This window comes from Bradyrhizobium sp. CCGUVB1N3 (assembly GCF_024199925.1).
In the GTDB taxonomy this organism is placed as follows: domain Bacteria; phylum Pseudomonadota; class Alphaproteobacteria; order Rhizobiales; family Xanthobacteraceae; genus Bradyrhizobium.
Window position 1 is genome coordinate 4,818,887 of record NZ_JANADR010000001.1, and the last position, 15,340, is coordinate 4,834,226.

The 15,340-nt window shown below is 64.4% G+C and carries 14 protein-coding genes and 1 pseudogene; 7 read left to right on the top strand and 8 right to left on the bottom strand.

Annotated elements, in window-relative coordinates; all coding sequences use genetic code 11:
* Window positions 1–70 precede the first annotated feature (70 nt).
* From NLM33_RS22990 to NLM33_RS23020, 7 genes are all read left to right on the top strand, one after another.
* Window positions 71–1,858: an NAD(P)/FAD-dependent oxidoreductase gene (locus NLM33_RS22990; protein WP_254099002.1), complete on the top strand. Its 1,788-nt coding sequence runs from the start codon at window positions 71–73 to the stop codon at window positions 1,856–1,858.
* Between the two features lie 23 nt (window positions 1,859–1,881).
* Entirely contained in the window at window positions 1,882–2,853 is a 972-nt protein-coding gene (locus NLM33_RS22995; RefSeq protein ID WP_254099004.1) for a peptidyl-alpha-hydroxyglycine alpha-amidating lyase family protein, read from the top strand.
* Between the two features lie 313 nt (window positions 2,854–3,166).
* Window positions 3,167–3,724: an HNH endonuclease gene (locus NLM33_RS23000; protein WP_027522133.1), complete on the top strand. Its 558-nt coding sequence runs from the start codon at window positions 3,167–3,169 to the stop codon at window positions 3,722–3,724.
* 69 nt (window positions 3,725–3,793) lie between these two features.
* Window positions 3,794–3,988, top strand: a complete 195-nt coding sequence (locus NLM33_RS23005; protein WP_254099006.1) for a hypothetical protein — start codon at window positions 3,794–3,796, stop codon at window positions 3,986–3,988.
* A 131-nt stretch (window positions 3,989–4,119) separates the two neighbouring features.
* Window positions 4,120–5,364 (top strand): glycosyltransferase family 87 protein, encoded by a 1,245-nt coding sequence (locus tag NLM33_RS23010; RefSeq protein WP_254099007.1) that lies wholly within the window; start codon window positions 4,120–4,122, stop codon window positions 5,362–5,364.
* A 121-nt stretch (window positions 5,365–5,485) separates the two neighbouring features.
* Entirely contained in the window at window positions 5,486–5,707 is a 222-nt protein-coding gene (locus tag NLM33_RS23015) for a dodecin (RefSeq protein WP_254099008.1), read from the top strand.
* Window positions 5,708–5,888: 181 nt separating this feature from the next.
* Window positions 5,889–7,793, top strand: a complete 1,905-nt coding sequence (locus NLM33_RS23020; protein ID WP_254099009.1) for a diguanylate cyclase domain-containing protein — start codon at window positions 5,889–5,891, stop codon at window positions 7,791–7,793.
* A 13-nt stretch (window positions 7,794–7,806) separates the two neighbouring features.
* Here NLM33_RS23020 and NLM33_RS23025 read toward each other — a convergent pair.
* From NLM33_RS23025 to NLM33_RS23060, 8 genes and pseudogenes are all read right to left on the bottom strand, one after another.
* Window positions 7,807–8,074 (bottom strand): annotated as a pseudogene (locus NLM33_RS23025) (autotransporter outer membrane beta-barrel domain-containing protein); the annotation flags it as partial.
* A gap of 131 nt (window positions 8,075–8,205) precedes the next feature.
* On the bottom strand, window positions 8,206–8,895 hold the full coding sequence (locus NLM33_RS23030; protein WP_254099012.1) for an MFS transporter: 690 nt from the start codon (window positions 8,893–8,895) through the stop codon (window positions 8,206–8,208).
* On the bottom strand, window positions 8,874–9,389 hold the full coding sequence (locus NLM33_RS23035) for an MFS transporter (protein WP_254099014.1): 516 nt from the start codon (window positions 9,387–9,389) through the stop codon (window positions 8,874–8,876). Before NLM33_RS23035 ends, NLM33_RS23030 begins: the two co-directional genes overlap by 22 nt.
* Window positions 9,390–9,477: 88 nt before the next feature.
* On the bottom strand, window positions 9,478–10,446 hold the full coding sequence (locus NLM33_RS23040) for an ABC transporter ATP-binding protein (protein WP_254099016.1): 969 nt from the start codon (window positions 10,444–10,446) through the stop codon (window positions 9,478–9,480).
* Window positions 10,443–11,423 carry an ABC transporter ATP-binding protein gene (locus NLM33_RS23045; RefSeq protein ID WP_254099018.1) on the bottom strand — a complete coding sequence of 327 codons (981 nt, stop codon included), beginning with the start codon at window positions 11,421–11,423 and terminating at the stop codon, window positions 10,443–10,445. Before NLM33_RS23045 ends, NLM33_RS23040 begins: the two co-directional genes overlap by 4 nt.
* Window positions 11,423–12,352 (bottom strand): ABC transporter permease, encoded by a 930-nt coding sequence (locus NLM33_RS23050; protein WP_254099020.1) that lies wholly within the window; start codon window positions 12,350–12,352, stop codon window positions 11,423–11,425. The genes NLM33_RS23045 and NLM33_RS23050 overlap by 1 nt, the downstream gene beginning before the upstream one ends.
* Entirely contained in the window at window positions 12,318–13,277 is a 960-nt protein-coding gene (locus NLM33_RS23055) for an ABC transporter permease (RefSeq protein ID WP_254099022.1), read from the bottom strand. Before NLM33_RS23055 ends, NLM33_RS23050 begins: the two co-directional genes overlap by 35 nt.
* Before the next feature lie 29 nt (window positions 13,278–13,306).
* Window positions 13,307–15,100: a peptide ABC transporter substrate-binding protein gene (locus NLM33_RS23060; RefSeq protein WP_254099024.1), complete on the bottom strand. Its 1,794-nt coding sequence runs from the start codon at window positions 15,098–15,100 to the stop codon at window positions 13,307–13,309.
* Window positions 15,101–15,340 lie beyond the last annotated feature (240 nt).

Here is a 15,340-nt window from a genome sequence, read left to right on the forward strand (position 1 = left end):
TCCCGCTAAAACAGTATAGCGTCGATCTCAGAGGAAACGCCGCGAAGACGGCCCTTCATGAGGTCGCGCAATGCTGGACAGGACGAAGGACATCCTTGTGTCGGCGCAAACCTGGCTCGATCAGTTCGAGCAGGCGCTTGCCGACCCAGATCATGGCGTGCTGCATAAGCTCTTCCTCGGCAAGAGCTTCTGGCGCGACGTGCTGGCGCTAAGCTGGAATCTGCAAACGATCGCCGAACGCGACGCGATCGTGCGGGAACTAGGTGCTCTCGCTGCAAGAGCTGCCGCGACCAATTTCGAGATCGCATCCAATCGCGCGCCGCCACGCCGGGTCATGCGCGCCGGCACCAACACCATCGAGGCGATCTTTGGTTTCGAAACCGCGGTCGGACGCGGCAGCGGCATCGTTCGGCTGCTGCCCGATGCCGATGACGGCGACCGCCTGAAGGCATGGACGCTGCTCACTGCACTGGAGGAGCTGAAGGGATTTGAGGAGCAACTCAACCGCACGCGGCCGCGCGGCCAGGCCTATTCGCGCGACTTCCGCGGGCCGAACTGGCTCGATCTGCGCAAGGCATCCGGCTCCTATGCCGATCGTGATCCAGCCGTGCTGGTGATCGGCGGCGGCCAGGCTGGGCTGGCGATCGCGGCGCGGCTGAAGCAGTTGAATGTCGACACGCTGATCGTCGATCGCTGGCCACGTATCGGCGACAATTGGCGCAAGCGCTATCACGCGCTCACCCTGCACAACCAGGTTCAGGTCAATCACCTGCCCTACATGCCGTTCCCGCCGAACTGGCCGGTCTACATCCCCAAGGACAAGCTCGCGAACTGGTTCGAGGCTTACGTCGATGCCATGGAGCTGAACTACTGGACCGGCACCGAGTTCGAAGGCGGCGCTTACGACGAGGCGGAGGCGCGCTGGACCGTGCGGCTGCGCCGTGCCGATGGCACGACGCGCACCATGCATCCGCGCCATGTGGTGATGGCGACCGGCGTCAGCGGCATCCCGAGCATGCCCGATATTCCGAGCCTGAAAGATTTCAACGGCACGCTCGTGCATTCCAGCCGCTATGAGGACGGCGAGAGCTGGGCCGGCGAGCGCGCGATCGTCATCGGCACCGGCAATAGCGGCCACGACATTGCGCAGGATCTCTACTCCAGCGGCGCGGAGGTGACGCTGGTGCAGCGCTCAGCCACGCTGGTGACCAATATCGAACCCTCGGCACAGCTCGCCTACGCGACCTACAACGAGGGCACGCTCGAGGACAACGATTTGATCGCAGCCTCGATGCCGACGCCGCTCGCGAAGAAGACCCATGTGATGCTGACGGAGCAGTCGAAGGCGCTCGACAAGGAGCTGCTCGACGGCCTCACCCGCGTCGGCTTCAAGCTCGATTTCGGCGAAGGCGGCACCGGCTGGCAGTTCAAATACCTCACCCGCGGTGGCGGCTACTACTTCAACGTCGGCTGCTCCGATCTCATCGTGAAGGGCGCAGTCAGGCTGAGGCAATTCGAGGACATCGAAAGCTTCGTCGCCGAGGGCGCACGGATGAAGGACGGCGCGATCATCCCCGCCGATCTCATCGTGCTCTCAACCGGCTACAAGCCGCAAGCCTATCTGGTGCGAAAGCTGTTCGGCGATGCCGTTGCCGACCGCGTCGGACCGATCTGGGGCTTTGGCGACGGCTTTGAGCTGCGCAACATGTATGCGCGCACGAAGCAGCCCGGCCTGTGGTTCATCGCCGGCAGCCTCGCGCAATGCCGGATCAATTCGCGCTTCCTGGCGCTCCAGATCAAGGCGATCGAGCAAGGGATGTTGCCGCAGGATGTGGAGACCCCGGCGCGCACGACCTGAGCCAGCAGCAAGGGAGGACACCAATGCCAGCCATACTCGGCTCGGGCGAGCATCGTTACCGTGTCGTCGAGAACTGGGCAAAACTGCCGAACGGCTGGCAGCTCACCGACGTCGCGTCCGTCGCGGTCGACAGCAAGGACCGCATCTACGTCTTCAACCGCGGCGCCCATCCGATGGTGGTGCTCGACCGCGAGGGCAATTTCCTGCGGAGCTGGGGTGAAGGACTGTTTGCCCGCGCCCACGGTCTGCATATCGACGCCGACGACAATCTCTATTGCACCGATGACGGCGATCACACCGTGCGCAAATGCACGACCGACGGCAAGGTGCTGCTGACGATCGGCATCCCCGAGAAGCCTGCGCCGTTCATGAGTGGCGATCCGTTCCACCGCTGCACCCACACCGCGCTGTCGCCGAAGGGCGAGATCTACGTCTCCGACGGCTACGGCAACGCGCGCGTCCACAAGTTCACGCCAGACGGCAAGCTGATGATGAGCTGGGGCGAGCCCGGCACCGACCCCGGGCAGTTCAACATCGTTCACAACATCGCCACCGATGCCGACGGTTATGTCTACGTCGCCGATCGCGAGAACCATCGCGTGCAGGTGTTCGACGGCAACGGCAGATACGAGACGCAGTGGAACAACCTGCACCGGCCTTGTGCGCTGTGCTGCTGTGGCGGCAAGCAGCCGACCTTCGTGATCGGCGAGCTCGGACCCGGCATGGCGGTCAACCGCAAGGTGCCCAATCTCGGGCCGCGGCTGTCGATCGTCGATGCCAAGGGAAAGCGCATCGCGCGGCTCGGCGGCGAGGAGGGGCCGGGCCTCGCCAGCGGAAAATTCCTGGCACCGCACGGCATCGCGCTGGATTCGAAGGGCGACATCTATGTCGGCGAGGTCGGCGTCACCGACTGGAAGACGAGCTTCCCCGACGATGAGATGCCGGCCGTCGTGCGCGCCACGCGGTGCCTGCAGAAGCTGGAGCGGGTGCGCTGACCACACGCGTCATTGGGAGAGCCGCCGCGGGGTCACTGCCCCCTCCCGATCACGACCTGTTGTCCGGGACCGGTGCGCAGGCTATTCGCCCGGGAACGGAGCCACCGCATCGGTGGCGCGCCAGCGGGCAACGGTACGATCGGGCAGACGGCGCGCGGCGGTGACGCTTCCCCGAAAAGCGGCTTTTTTGCAGCGTGCTCCGACCCGCGGTCGGCCTGAATAAGTCGCTCAACGGGCTTCACAATCCCGTCACGCTGCATGTAGTATGTCAGTACATGCTGCTTCGCAGCGATATGGAGGCCAGGAGCGTTACTTGAACGCACATGTCTCGCAAGGCAGTTGGCCGGTCTTGGTGCTGAATGCGGACTTCCGGCCGCTGAGCTACTACCCGCTGTCTCTCTGGTCGTGGCAGGACGCGATCAAGGCGGTGTTTCTCGATCGCGTCAACATCGTCGCACATTACGACCAGGCGGTACGAAGTCCGACGTTGGAGATGCAATTACCGAGCGTCGTCTCGCTCAAATCCTTCGTCAAGCCGACCACCCATCCTGCCTTTACCCGTTTCAACGTCTTCCTTCGCGACCGCTTCAATTGCCAATATTGCGGCTCGCCCGAGGATCTCACCTTCGATCACATCATCCCGCGCAGCAAAGGCGGCCAGACCACCTGGGAGAACGTGGTCGCGGCCTGCTCACCCTGCAATTTGCGCAAGGGCAACCTCACGCCGGCGCAGGCAAAGATGTTTCCGAGGCAGACGGCGTTCGCGCCGACCGTGCACCAGCTCCACCGCAACGGCCGCCTCTTCCCACCGAACTATCTGCACGATAGCTGGCTCGACTATCTCTACTGGGATACGGAGCTGGATCCATAAGATCCGTACGTCAGATGCACGGTGGAACCACGACGTGGAACCATCCGGCCTGCCGTGCGTTATGTTCCCATGACAGTCGATCATTCGGTACGCCCGCCCCGGATTCTCACGCCCGACGAGCGCAGGGCCCGCGACGAGGCGCGGCGGGCTGATGCGGAGCAGGCCATGCGTGAGCATGAGGCCGCGCAGAAGGCGCTCTATTCCAACATGGAGCGGCTGAGGGCGGAACGGCTGGCGCGCGAGGCCCGATCGCAAGGTGGATAGGCTGCGCCTCGAGGTTCAAGGCCGCAAAAATCCTTTCCGATTCGTTACAGTCCTTTAAGCCTCGAGACGGCAATCTCGGGCCTGATGGGCGATGCAGGCTCCTGCACGCCGCCACCGGGCCCGAGATCGTCATGCTTGCCGAAGCGCTGGAGCAGATTCAGTCCTCGCCGTCGAGGCGGGCGATCTATGTGCGCGTCATCCTCGTAGCGCTGGCGGCGATCGTTGCCGTCAAGACGTTCTGGTTCGCGCGCGTCGGCATCTGGGGCTTTCGCGAGCTCGCCGACTTCGACGCGTTTCACATCGTGGCGCAGCGGGTCTGGCTCGGCGACGTCGGCGAGGTCTACCGGCTCGCGACCTTCGGCAAGATGCAGGCAGATGCCGCCGGCGGCACGACCGGCGTGATGCCCTGGACCTACCCGCCGCAATTCGACCTGCTGCTTGCGCCGCTCGCCTTCCTTCCGATCGGCGCGGCGTATCTGTTGTTCACCGCGGTAACTCTCGCGCTCTATCTCGTCACGTTGCGAGCGATCGCGCGAGAGAATTTCTCGCAACTCCTGATCATCCTGTTTCCTTCGCTCGCAGTCACGATCGGCTGCGGCCAGAACGGCTTTCTCACCGGTGCCCTGATAGGCCTGTTCTGTCTCAACCTGCAAAAGCGTCCGGTGCTAGGCGGCCTTGCGCTCGGCGCGATGGTGATCAAGCCGCACCTTGCGATTGCCGCCGCCGTCTATCTGCTGGCGACGCGCCGCTGGACTGCGATCGCCGCTGCCGCAACGGTGGTCCTGGTGAGCTCGCTTGTTTGCACGTTCATCTTCGGGCCGCAGATCTGGAGCGCGCTGATCGGCTCAGTGAAGGAATCGACGGGCTATCTCGATCAAGGCTACTATCAGCTGTTCCGGATGATCTCGGCCTTCGCGGCACTGCATACGGCAAGCATTCCCGCTGCGGGTGCGTTCTGGGGACAGGTCGGCGTCGCCGCCCTTGCGCTGCTTGCGGTCGTGCTCGGCGCCTTGCGCGGGCCCTCGCCAGGCTTCGCGCTCGGCGTCACGGCGATGGCCTCGGTGATGATCAGCCCCTACGCCTACGACTACGACCTGCCGATATTGGGGATCGGTCTCGCGCTCGCGCTTCCGGATCTTGTCCACATCGCGTCGGCACGCGAACGCAGCGCGATGTACGGGCTGATCCTGCTCGCCGGCGCCTATGGGCTCGTGCTGTCGACGCAGGTGGGTCAACAGGTGGCGCCGGCCATGGCCGGGTTTGCGCTGATCGCGATGCTGGCGCTGCTGCTGCGATGGCTGTTGCGCGCTGAGGCCGCCGTTCGCGACGGCAGCACGGGTCACCTGCCGCGCAATGCGCTCCATGTGCCCGACTAGAAACCTCCGGACAGGCTGCGCGTTCACCCCGAGTTCACCCTTGGACTTCGTTCAGGCGCAGTTTAGTCTCTTCAGACGGAAATCCTGACTTGCGCCCTGCCGTCACTCATGGAGGTTCGTCATGCCCGCTCAAGACAAGGACCACGTCTACAAGATCCTGGAACTGGTAGGATCGTCGGAAAAGTCGATCGAGGATGCGATCCAGAACGCGGTCAGCCGCGCTGCAAAAACCATCCGCGAGATGAAATGGTTCGAGGTCGTGCAGACGCGCGGCCATATCGAGAGCGGCACCGTGCGCCACTACCAGGTCACGCTGCGCGTCGGCTTCACGCTCGAAGCGTGAGAGGGGGACACGAGGCGCCGCCGCAGCGCGAGCCGCGGAGTGGTTAACATCGTCCCACGATAATCCGTCGAAATATCGGGGAATCCCCCGGTCGAGTACGGACTCCGTGCAATCAGCGCGGATGAAGCAACAAGCCGTTAAGGCGATGGTGAGAGGTTTGCGCCGGATTGGAGCAAACCGGATGGTCACGAGCCGCGATCTCGGCAAAACCCGTCTCCCGTTTTGGGCGGCGGGATTCGTGGTACTGATCTGCATTGTCATCCTGGCCTTGAGCGGGTGGCGCGAATGGGAGACGCGCAACGCCGAGCTCAGGAATGCCGAGGTGGACGTGGCCAACCTCGCCAAGTCGCTGGTCCAGCATGCCGACGACACGTTCGAGCTCGCAGATACACTCCTGGTTGGCCTCGTCCATCGCCTCGAGCTCGACGGAATGGGCCCTGACACGATCGCAAAGCTCCAGACGTATCTGCCGACCCGCAAATCGTCTAACCGCATCCGCGGCATCTTCGTCTATGACGAGACCGGCCGATGGCTTGCCACGACCGAACAGATCGATCTCTCGAAGTTCAACAACAGCGACCGCGAATATTTTCAGCACCATCGCGCCTCGCCGGATCGCAACACGCTAATCGGCCGGCCCGTCAGGAGTCGCGCCGGCGGCCAATGGATCATCACCGCGTCTCGACGGATCAACAACCCCGACGGCAGCTTCGCCGGCGTCGCCTTGGTCACGATCGACGTGGCCTACTTCGTCAAGTTCTATGAGCGATTCGATGTCGGGGCAAACGGATCGGCGTCGCTGCTCAACAATGACGGCATCATGCTGGCGCGCAGCCATGACGAGAGCGGAAGCTATGTCGGGCGTGACTTGTCCAATGCGCCGTTGTTCAAACAATGGAGCAGCCGGCCAGCCGCTGCCGTCTACTATTTCAAGTCGCCGCTCGATGGCGTGCAGCGCTTGAGTTACTATCAACGAAGCGATCAACACCCCCTGATGGTACTCGCGAGCAGGTCGCAGGATGACGTGCTGGCCCCCTGGCGCCGGGCGGCCGCCGTGCGAATGACCTACGTCGTTGGCCTCGTCCTGCTGATCGCGGTGATCGGCTTCTACCTGGTCCGCCAGCTTCTGCAGCGGCAGCGCATGGCGCAGGCCCTGGCCGCCAACGAAGCTCACTTCCGCCTGCTGGCCGAGCAATCCAGCGACATGGTGACCCGGATCGGGCTCGACAACCGGCTGCTCTACGTCTCCCCGTCATGCGCCCGCGTCGTCGGCTGGTCGCCCGACGAACTCCTGGGCAACTCGGCCGTGGCCGGCATCCACCCGGAGGATCTGGAGCGGATCGAGCAAACCATTGCCGCGCTGAAGAATGGCGAAGCCGAGGAAGCGCGGTTCGTCTATCGCCAGCGCCATCGCGAGAAGGGCGAGATCTGGGCCGAGTCGGCCCTGCACGTGACACGGGCATCCGACACCGGCGAGATCGACGGCGTCGTTGCGATCATGCGAGACGTGACCGAGCAGAAGGATCTTCAGGACAGGCTCGCCTCGCTGGCGACGACCGATGGCCTGACCGGGCTAGCCAACCGCCGCGCCTTCGACGAGCGGCTTGCCGAGGAATGGACGCGCGCCCGTCGCGACGGCACGCAGATCTCGCTGCTCCTGATCGACGTCGATCATTTCAAGAAGTTCAACGACCATTACGGACACCTCGCAGGCGATGGCTGCCTGCGCGCGCTGGGCAAGATTCTGGCCGCGCATGCGAGGCGCCCCGCTGACCTCGCGGCGCGCTATGGCGGCGAGGAATTCGCCCTGCTGTTGCCGAACACCGGCGCCGACGGCTGCGCCCAGATCGGCGAGGAAATTCGCGATTCGCTGCACGAGCTCGCCATGCTCCATGCGCAGAATCCGCCCTCGCGCCTGGTGACCGTGAGCGTGGGTGCGGCGACGGGCCTTCCGTCGCAGACCGCGACGGATTGCAACGCGCTGGTTGCGGCCGCCGATCGCGCGCTCTACGCCGCCAAGGACAGCGGCCGCGACCGGCTGGTGATGTCGGGCCAGGTCGTGCCCTGGCCGGCGAAGAGCGCGTGAAGAAATCGACCACTCACCACGCGTAGCGAACGAGGCCCTTGCCGGCATAGCTGCGCGTGACGCTCGAGAACTCGCCTTCGAAGCTTGCCGCCGCCGACCAGCCGCTCAGCCACTTCATCTCGACAGACACGCTGGTGAGTGCTGCGCGCTTGCGCGGCGCCGTTGACCACGAAGCTCGCGCCGGGCAACGCTTGGAAGGTCGCGGCGATCGAACGGTCCGGATCGAAATCATGCGCCCAGGCGAAGCGGCCGCGCAGCGTCACCACGCCGTCCTGCATGGCGGCTGCATCAACTGGCCCGACACCGCGCATCGTAGCGGCGGCGTACGCCGCGCCCGACACGAGTACCGCGGGCTCGGGTATGGCCCTCATTGCGGCGGACTACTGCAAGCGTAGTGAAACGCGCGCGGCGCTCAGGCAAGCTCCACGCCACCTCGCTCGGGGATCAGCGCGAGCAGCGCCACGATGTCGAGGATGTAGAGCAGCGCGAGCCCGGCGATCGCGGTCGGGAAACCGTAGGCCGCGCTGACGATGCCGACCACCAGCGGACCGAAGCCGGCGACCGCGCGACCGATATTGAAGAACACGTTCTGCGCGGTGGCGCGCGCCGCGGTCGGATAGAGCTCGCTCATCAGCGCGCCGTAACCGCCGAGCATGCCGTTGACGAAGAAACCCATCACGGCGCCGCCGATCAACAGCGCCGTCGCGGCCGTCAGTTGCGAATAGACCACCACCATGATGGCTGCGCCCAGCATGTAGCTCAGGAATGCAGGACGGCGGCCGAAGCGATCGGCGGCGTGGCCGAACCGCGTTGAAAGATAGTTCGGCAGCCAGATCATGATGCCGTAGTAGCCGAAATTCTGCACCGAGCAGAGGATGATCAGCCCGAGGCTGATCCTGGTCGTCTCCCTGTCGGCCACGAGCGCGCGAAGCGAGGAGGCCGCATCCGCCGGCTTCGCCTTGTGCGCCACGAAGACATCGGGCTCGTGCAGCCTGCGCCGGATCAAATAGGCGACCAGCGCCGGAAACACGCCGAGTGCGAACATCCCGCGCCAGCCGATGAGGGGCAGCAGGATCGGCGTCACCAGCGCCGCAATGAGCACGCGAACTGCCAGCCGAGACCGACATAGGATGTGGCTCGCGCGCGTTTCTCCGCCGGCCAGGCCTCCGCCACCAGCGCCATGCCGATACCGAACTCGCCACCGAGACCGATGCCGGCGATGGCCCGGTAGGTCAGCAGGTCCCAATAGCCCTGCGCCAGCGCGCACAGTCCGGTAAAGATCGCGAACAGGACGATGCTCCAGGTCAGGACGCGGACCCGGCCAAGCCGATCCGACAGCATGCCGAAGACGAAGCCGCCGAGCACCGCGCCGACCAGCGTCCCCGTCACCAGCGAGGCGGCCTGGGGCTGCGTGAGATGGAGGTCCTTCGAAATCGCGCTCAGCATGAAGCCGAGGATCAGAAGATCGAACCCATCCATGGCGTAGCCCAGCGCCGAGCCCCACAGCGCCCGGCGTGCCATGGCGTCGACATCCCCTGCACGGGACGCCGACAGTGCTTCGGCTCCAGCGAGACTGACATCCTGTATCTGGCTCATGGCCCCCCGCTCGCCAAACGATCCCTCGGGACGATCCCTTGGGATGATCCCTTGGGATCGCGTCCCCGTTACGTCCTCACCCTACATCTCACACCAGATGACACGCCACGGCGTGCCCGCCCGCACCTTCCTTCAGCTCCGGCGCGCTCTCCGAGCAGCGCGGCTGGGCGATCGGGCAGCGGGTGTGAAAGTGGCAGCCCTTTGGCGGATTCATCGGGCTCGGCACGTCGCCCTTCAGGCGAATACGGTTGCGCTTGAGCTTGGGGTCGGGCACCGGCACGGCGGAGAGCAGCGCCTTGGTGTAGGGATGTTGCGGGTTGCGGTAGAGATCGCTCGCCTTCGCCAGTTCGACGATGCGGCCGAGATACATCACGGCGACGCGGTCGGAGATGTGCTCGACGACCGAGAGGTCGTGCGCGACGAAGAGATAGGTGAGGTTGAGCTCGGCCTGGAGATCCTCCAGCAGATTGATCACCTGCGCCTGGATCGAGACGTCAAGCGCGGAGACCGGCTCGTCGCAGACGATCAGCTTCGGCTCGACCGCGAGCGCGCGCGCGATCACGATGCGCTGGCGCTGGCCGCCGGAGAATTCGTGCGGGTAGCGTCGCATGTGCTCGGCCTTGAGCCCGACCTTCACCAAGAGGCCCGCCACGCGCTCCTCGCGCTCCCTGGCCGACGACGCGAGGTTATGGATGGTGAAGGCCTCGCCGAGGATCGCGCCGACCGTCATGCGCGGATTGAGCGAGGCGAACGGATCCTGGAACACCAGCTGCATGTTCCGCCGCATCGCGCGCAGATCGTTGCCGCCGAGCTTGCGCACGTCCTGGCCGTCGAAGGTGACCTCGCCGTCGGTCGGCTCGATCAGGCGCAGCACGCAGCGCCCCGTCGTGGACTTGCCGCAACCGGATTCGCCGACGAGACCGAGCGTCTCGCCGCGATTGACCGAGAACGACACGCCGTCGACCGCGTAGACGCTGGCGACCTGGCGCGACAACAGGCCGCCGAGTACCGGAAAATGCTTCTTGAGGCCCGAGACGCGCAGCAAGGGTTCGCTCATGACGCGTCTCCCAGATGACAGGCCATGCGGTGGCCGGGCGCGATTTCGCGCAAGCGCGGCTCCTTCTCGGTGCAGATGCTCATGGCGTGGCGGCAGCGCGGCGCAAAGCGGCAGCCGACCGGCGGGTTGATCAGGATCGGCACCGAGCCGCCGATCGCCTCCAGCCGCGTCTTGTGCTCGCTGTCGAGATCGATGCGGGGGATCGAGCGGATCAGGCCTTGCGTATAGGGATGACGGGGATCGCCGAACAGGTCGTCGACGAGCGCCTCCTCGACCACCTTGCCGGCATACATCACCACCACGCGCTGCGCGGTTTCGGCGACGACGCCCATGGCGTGGGTGATCAGCATCACCGCCATGCCAAAGCGTTCCTTCATGTCCTGCAAGAGGTCGAGGATCTGCGCCTGGATGGTGACGTCGAGCGCGGTGGTGGGTTCGTCCGCGATGACGAGCTTGGGCTTGCAGGCGAGCGCCATCGCGATCATCACGCGCTGACGCATGCCGCCGGAGAACTGGTGCGGATAATGGTGCACGCGGCCTTCGGCATTCGGGATCTGCACCAGCTTCAGCATTTCGATGGTACGCTCGAGCGCCTGCTTCCTGGTTACCGCCTCGTGGCGGCGCAGGCTCTCGGCGATCTGCTCTCCGACGGTCAGAACCGGATTGAGCGAGGTCATCGGCTCCTGGAAGATGAAGCCGATCTCCTTGGCGCGGATCTCGTCGAGCTGCTGGCTCGTCAGCGGCACGAGATCGCGGCCCTCGAAGATGATCTCTCCCGCAGCGATGCGGCCGGGCGGCATCGCGATCAGCTTCAGGATCGACATCGCGGTCACGGTCTTGCCGCAGCCGGATTCGCCGACGACGCAGAGCGTCTCGCCCTTGTTGATGGAGATGTCGACGCCGTCGACAGCCTGCAAGATGCCATCGTCGGTCGAAAAGTGGGTCTTGAGACCTTTGATTTCGAGCAGCGGCGCCATCAGATCACCCGTCGCGCATCGAGCGCATCACGCAGGCCGTCACCGATGAAGTTGATGGCGACCACCGCGATGAAGATCGCACCGCCCGGAAACAGCGCCCAGTGCGGGCCGATGTCGAGAAAATCCTTGGCATCATAGAGCAGCCGTCCCCAGGTCGGCGTGTCCGGCGGAAAGCCGAGGCCGAGGAAGGACAGCGTCGATTCCGCGATGATCGCCGCAGCAACGTCGATGGTGCCGGCGATGATCACCGGCCCCACCGCATTGGGCAGGATATGCCGTACCACCTGGCGCACCGGGCTTGCCCCGAGCGCGCGCGCCGCTTCGACGAACTCCTTCTCGCGGATCGACAGAAACTGCGCGCGCACCAGACGCGCGACAGGCATCCAGCGCAGGCCGCCGATAACGAGCACGATCAGGATGAAGATGCCGCCTTCGGGTCCGAACATCGCCTTCAGCCCGTCGCGGAAGAGATAGATGAGGAGCAGCAAGAGCGGCAATTGCGGCAGCGACAGGAAGAGGTCGGTGAGCCACATCAAGCCATGTCCGAGCGCGCCGCGCGACATGCCCGCGAGCGCGCCGATCAGCGTGCCGACGAACACCGAGACCAGCATCGCGGCAAGCCCCACCGCAAGCGAGATGCGACCGCCATAGATCATGCGCGCCAGCAGATCCTGGCCGAGATCGTCGGTGCCGAAGGGATGGGCGAGCGAGGGCCCCTGCATGCCCGCCACGATGTCGATATCGTTGATCTTGACCCGCCAGAGGAAGGGGCCGACCAGCACCGCCAGGATCAGGAGCAGCAGCAGGAACGCGCTGAGCACGGCGAGCCGATGGCGGCGAAAACGCCGCCAGGTCTCGCGCCATGGCGAGTAGACCGCCCGCTCGGCGGCCTTCTCAGCGGAGGGAGATGCGAGGGTCAAGCCAGCCATACAGAACGTCCGCGATGAGATTGAACAGCACAACGAGGCAGGCGAACACGAAGGTGACGGCCATCACCACCGGCGTGTCGTTGGCGAGAATGGAGGAGATCAGCAGCGAGCCGATACCGGGGATGCGGAAAATCTGCTCGGTGACGATGGCGCCGCCGAACACGGCCGGCATCTGCAACGCAATGAGCGTGACGACCGGGATCATCGCATTGCGCATGACGTGCTTGACGATCACCTTGGCTTGTCCGAGCCCCTTGGCGCGGGCAGTGGTGACGTAATCGAGCCGTATCACGTCGAGCATCGCCGAGCGCACGAAGCGCGTCATGGACGCGGCCTGGAACAGGCCGAGCACCGCCACCGGCATGATCGCCTGCCGGATCATCTCGAGCACCCAACGGATGCCGGTCCCCTTGACGTCGGTGGTGTAGACCAGGGGCAGCCAGTCCAGCGTGACCGAGAAGATCAGGATGAACAGGATTCCGGTGAAGAAGGTCGGCAGCGAGAAACCGACGAAGGCGAGCGTGTTGGCGATCTGATCGAACAGCGAATAGGGCTTGGTCGCCGCAAAGACGCCGACCGGGATCGCGACCAGGAGCGCCAGGATCTGCGAGGAGCCGACCACATAAAGCGTGGCCGGCAGGCGCTGCAGGATGAGCGCATCCACGTCCATCCGACTGACGAAAGAGAAGCCCCAATCGCCGTGCGCCATGGCCGAGAGCCAGTGCAGGTAGCGAAGATAGATCGGATCGTCGAGGCCGAACTTCGCCCGAAGCGCGGCAGCGACTTCGGGCGGCACGTTCGGATTGGTCGCCAGCTCCGAGAAGGGATCGCCGGGTGCGAGCGCCAGAACGACGAACAGCACCAGCGAGATGCCGAGCAGGCTCGGAATGGCGATCAGGACTCGACGCAGGACATACTGACTCATACGGAAAGACCCCGTCTACGCCCGCGCGATCATGCCTCCCGGTACCAGTCGAACAGGTTGTCGGTCTCGTTGGCCCAGCCGCTGACGATACACACCAGATTGTTGGCGGCGGCTTCCACCTTGAGGCGATGCTGCACGGGGATGAACGCGGTGTCGCCAATCAAGAGATCGTTGGCTTTGATATAGAGCGCCGCGCGCTTGATCGGATCCATCTCGCTTTCTGCGGCCTCGATGATCGCATCGTACTCCTTGTTGGCGTAACGCAGGAAGTTCGGCCCCTGCCACTTGTTTTCTTTCGTCGCCACGTTGGCCGAGGTGAAACGCCGCATGATCTGGAGCGGATCCGGCTGGGTCAACGGAATCTGGAACATCTCCATGTCGGCGTAGAACTTGGGATAGGTATCCGGATTGCCGACGTCGGAAGAGAAGAACACCGAGGCGACCACCGACTTCAGTTCGACGTCGATGCCGGCCTTCTGGCAGGCTTGCTTGATGATGGCCTGGGTCTTCTGGCGCGGGCCATTGATCGAGGTCTGGTAGAGAAGCTTGAGCTTCTTGCCATCCTTCTCGCGGATGCCATCCGCGCCCGGCTTCCAGCCCGCGTCGTCAAGGATCTTGGACGCCTTCTCGACGCTGAATTCCCAGGTCGTGTTCTTGGAGACGAACTTCTCGGGACCGTTGAGGAAGTTGGCCGTCGTGCGGCCGGCGCGGCCATAGATGACTTTCTTGATCGCTTCGCGATCGACGAGCAGCGAGAGCGCCTTGCGTACCGCCGGGTCGGAGAACAGCGGATGCTTGGTCTTCATCGACGAACGTTCGCCGTCGACCTCGGTGTTGGGGTCCGTGAAGTTCAGCGCGATGAACTCGGTATCGCCGCCCACGGCATAGATGGTCTTTCCCTTGCCGCCCTTCTCGAGGCGCAGCAACACGTCGTCTTCCACCTGGATAAGGTAGCCGAAATCATACTCGCCGGTCTGGATGACCGCGCGCGCCGCCGAGACGGCATCACCGCCGCCCTTCATCTCGAGCGTATCGAAGTACGGGCGATTCGGCATGTGGTAGTCGGGGTTGAGTTCGCCACGGATCAGATCGCCCGGCTTGAACTCGATGAACTTGTAGGGACCAGTTCCGACGGGAGAAAGATTGTTCGGTGCCTCGCGGGATTTGGCGCCCTTGTAGTCCGCAAAGAGATGCTTGGGGATAATTGGCCCAAAGCCAGCACCCACGAAGGCATCGGCCCAGAACGGGGTCGGCTTGGGGAACAGGATACGGACGGTCAGATCGTCGACCTTCTCCACCGTGATATCGCGATAGACGGCAATGCTGGTCGCTGCAGTCGCGGGGTCCTTGGCATATTCCCAGTTGAACACGACGTCGTCGGCGGTGAACGGCTTGCCGTCATGCCATTTGACGCCGGGCTTGAGCTTCCAGGTCACCGACTTGCCGTCGGCGGCGAGCCCGCCGTTCTGGATCGAGGGGATTTCGGCGGCGAGCACCAGCTTCATGTTGCCGTCGGGATCCCAGCAGGCGAGCGGCTCATAGAACAGGCGCGAGCCGTCCTGGTCCTTGGTGCCGGTGGCGAAATGCGGATTGAGCAGGGTCGGGCCCTGCCACCACAGCAGCTTCAGTGCGCCGCCGCCGCCACGCTTGGTGGGCTTGTAGGTCGAGGGGCCCTCGGCCATGGCGACGCCGCCGAGCGCGAGGATCTGGTTGGCCAGCGGGGCGCTCAGGCCAACAGCGGCCATGCGCTTGATGAAGGCGCGGCGATCCATGCGGCCGTCCGCCACCTTGTCGATCATTGCGCGCAGTTTCTTGTCCAGCATGGTGGTCCCCCGTCTGGTTCCGATATGGATGCAGGCGGCCGCAAGGTGCGGCCGCCCAGGTTGGCTGGCGGTAGATGGCACACCGAATGGGGCGCACGTCAACTGCGACCGTGTGTATGCAAACGGTCTTCTGGCTGTCCGTTGGGCAAAACTCCGTTTCGCCGCCCAACCGTTCGGCAATTCGGTGCTAAAACGCCCGTCAGTCAACGCTGCACTGCAGAAAATTTGTTCGGCAGATCA

Bases quoted from the DNA above. Each gene is read 5' to 3' on its own strand.
- NLM33_RS22990 (WP_254099002.1), top strand. From the start codon at position 71: ATGCTGGACAGGACGAAGGACATCCTTGTGTCGGCGCAAACCTGGCTC.
- NLM33_RS22995 (WP_254099004.1), top strand. From the start codon at position 1,882: ATGCCAGCCATACTCGGCTCGGGCGAGCATCGTTACCGTGTCGTCGAG.
- NLM33_RS23005 (WP_254099006.1), top strand. From the start codon at position 3,794: ATGACAGTCGATCATTCGGTACGCCCGCCCCGGATTCTCACGCCCGAC.
- NLM33_RS23010 (WP_254099007.1), top strand. From the start codon at position 4,120: ATGCTTGCCGAAGCGCTGGAGCAGATTCAGTCCTCGCCGTCGAGGCGG.
- NLM33_RS23015 (WP_254099008.1), top strand. From the start codon at position 5,486: ATGCCCGCTCAAGACAAGGACCACGTCTACAAGATCCTGGAACTGGTA.
- NLM33_RS23020 (WP_254099009.1), top strand. From the start codon at position 5,889: ATGGTCACGAGCCGCGATCTCGGCAAAACCCGTCTCCCGTTTTGGGCG.
- NLM33_RS23035 (WP_254099014.1), bottom strand. From the start codon at position 9,389: ATGAGCCAGATACAGGATGTCAGTCTCGCTGGAGCCGAAGCACTGTCG.
- NLM33_RS23040 (WP_254099016.1), bottom strand. From the start codon at position 10,446: ATGAGCGAACCCTTGCTGCGCGTCTCGGGCCTCAAGAAGCATTTTCCG.
- NLM33_RS23045 (WP_254099018.1), bottom strand. From the start codon at position 11,423: ATGGCGCCGCTGCTCGAAATCAAAGGTCTCAAGACCCACTTTTCGACC.
- NLM33_RS23050 (WP_254099020.1), bottom strand. From the start codon at position 12,352: ATGGCTGGCTTGACCCTCGCATCTCCCTCCGCTGAGAAGGCCGCCGAG.
- NLM33_RS23055 (WP_254099022.1), bottom strand. From the start codon at position 13,277: ATGAGTCAGTATGTCCTGCGTCGAGTCCTGATCGCCATTCCGAGCCTG.
- NLM33_RS23060 (WP_254099024.1), bottom strand. From the start codon at position 15,100: ATGCTGGACAAGAAACTGCGCGCAATGATCGACAAGGTGGCGGACGGC.